A 1,651-nucleotide genomic window follows, 5' to 3' on the forward strand; every position below is an offset into this window, starting at 1 on the left:
GAGGCGATCGGTGAAACTGCTCAACGAGCTAGCGTGGCGAAACCTTCGCCGCGCCAGACCGTTTATTCTGCTCCAGGAGAGGTCCATTCATGCCCAGACGAGATGCAAAAAAACCAGCGGCCAGACGGCCAACGAGCCCTCGTTCGCGTCCCCTGAAAGGCGAGGAGACGGAAGTGAACCACATCGTCGAAACGCAAAGTGTATCGCCAGCCCAGGCGCGAGAGCTTGTGCGGCGGCACGGAAACGATTGGCGTAAGATCGATGAAGCCGCCAAGTCTTATAAGGACGACAGCTAAGCACTTCCAAGCCGGGGAAAGGGAGCTTTGTCACGGCAATCCGCGGAGTTGCAAATCGAGCGGATCGGCTTGAGGCGACGAATGACCACTATCGCAACGTTCATGGTCAGCCACTATATTCCCGGCCGGATGCCGCCATGTCCAGAACTCTGATTGTCGTTGGTCTGATTATAGTTGCCATAGGCCTATTGTGGCCCTGGTTGTCGCGGATCGGTCTGGGCAGATTGCCCGGTGACATCCTGATCCAACGTGAGAACTTCACGTTTTATGCTCCGATCGGCACTGGGATTCTGATCAGCATCGTGCTTTCGTTTGTTCTGTGGCTACTCAACCGATAGCGAGGACGGCGAGCCCGCGTCGCCGGAGGAAAAGAACGACGTGGGCCGATCGGAGCTATCCGATCTGGCAGCAAAAATATGAGGGAAAGAGTTTGCTGCGTGGGCAGAACTTTCCCTGCGCGCCGGTGTTCCATCGCGCGAGTAAAAAAGCCGGCCGCACAGTTCGATGCGGCGGGGCCGATCAAGCGCTGTTGCACCCGGCGGGGGCTCGGGGTCGGGCATGCCCGGTGCGCGCGGAGGGATTTTAGATGCATCAGCTGCAATACGTCCACCAACCGACGGTTGGACAACACGAGGCATGATTCCGAGCGCTTTCTCTCAGTGCCGAAGGGACAAGATAGTTGCAGGAACTCAGCCTTGGCGCGGCACGTTGCTAAGTCGTTGACCATCGCAAAGGATGTATGCAATGGCGAAAGACATATCTCGCGAGGAAGAGCAACGCGGCACCGAAAAAGTTCTCTTCTGGGGCGCTGCGATCGCTCTTGTCCTTTTTGTGTCTCTGCTGACCATCGCCCTCGTCGGGACGTCCTGATCTGTTTAGACAGCAGGATTGGACCGGCGGGCGCGAGGCCTTGTGAGCTTAGGGGCGGATGCCGGGCTGCTGCACCCCATAAGCCGCTCCCATCCGCCGTTTGTCTTCTCAATCGCGAGTCGAGCAGCAACGCGCTGAATTCAGAAAAATTAATTGCGCGGGTCACAACCTACAGCAACACTGTCCCCAATCCGACCCGATCGGCTGTCCTTCGCTGGAGACGAAAAGCCACGAGCGGACGCTACAGGCCCAACTTCTCCCGGAGTGCATCAATGCGTTTAGAAGCTTCCGCCTTGCTGAGGCCATCAGCATAGGCGTCAGGGTCGTCGGCCTGTTCGGCAAGAGTTTTCAAATAGGAGGCTTGTGCGGGAGTCATTGGGTCACCTCCGCTGACCCAATCTTCCGGGTCCTTTTCGACATTTGCCGATGCCTCGATTTTTGGGTTGTGCCGGTCGACCATGCTCAATCTCCCTTGATGATCACCA

The 1,651-nt window shown here is 57.4% G+C and carries 4 protein-coding genes; 3 read left to right on the forward strand and 1 reads right to left on the reverse strand.

Going from position 1 to position 1,651, the window contains the following annotated elements; all coding sequences use genetic code 11:
• Positions 1 to 173 precede the first annotated feature (173 nt).
• From NKJ08_RS38650 to NKJ08_RS38660, 3 genes are all read left to right on the forward strand, one after another.
• Positions 174 to 296 carry a hypothetical protein gene (locus NKJ08_RS38650; RefSeq protein ID WP_292654615.1) on the forward strand — a complete coding sequence of 41 codons (123 nt, stop codon included), beginning with the start codon at positions 174 to 176 and terminating at the stop codon, positions 294 to 296.
• A gap of 137 nt (positions 297 to 433) precedes the next feature.
• Complete coding sequence (locus tag NKJ08_RS38655; RefSeq protein WP_352786388.1) at positions 434 to 634, forward strand: DUF2905 domain-containing protein; 201 nt, start codon at positions 434 to 436, stop codon at positions 632 to 634.
• A 406-nt stretch (positions 635 to 1,040) separates the two neighbouring features.
• Entirely contained in the window at positions 1,041 to 1,166 is a 126-nt protein-coding gene (locus NKJ08_RS38660) for a hypothetical protein (protein ID WP_023722793.1), read from the forward strand.
• A 241-nt stretch (positions 1,167 to 1,407) separates the two neighbouring features.
• Here NKJ08_RS38660 and NKJ08_RS38665 read toward each other — a convergent pair whose 3' ends face one another.
• Entirely contained in the window at positions 1,408 to 1,626 is a 219-nt protein-coding gene (locus NKJ08_RS38665) for a DUF3072 domain-containing protein (RefSeq protein WP_352786390.1), read from the reverse strand.
• Positions 1,627 to 1,651: the final 25 nt, after the last annotated feature.

Source organism: Mesorhizobium sp. M0244 (assembly GCF_040321795.1).
Lineage (GTDB): Bacteria > Pseudomonadota > Alphaproteobacteria > Rhizobiales > Rhizobiaceae > Mesorhizobium.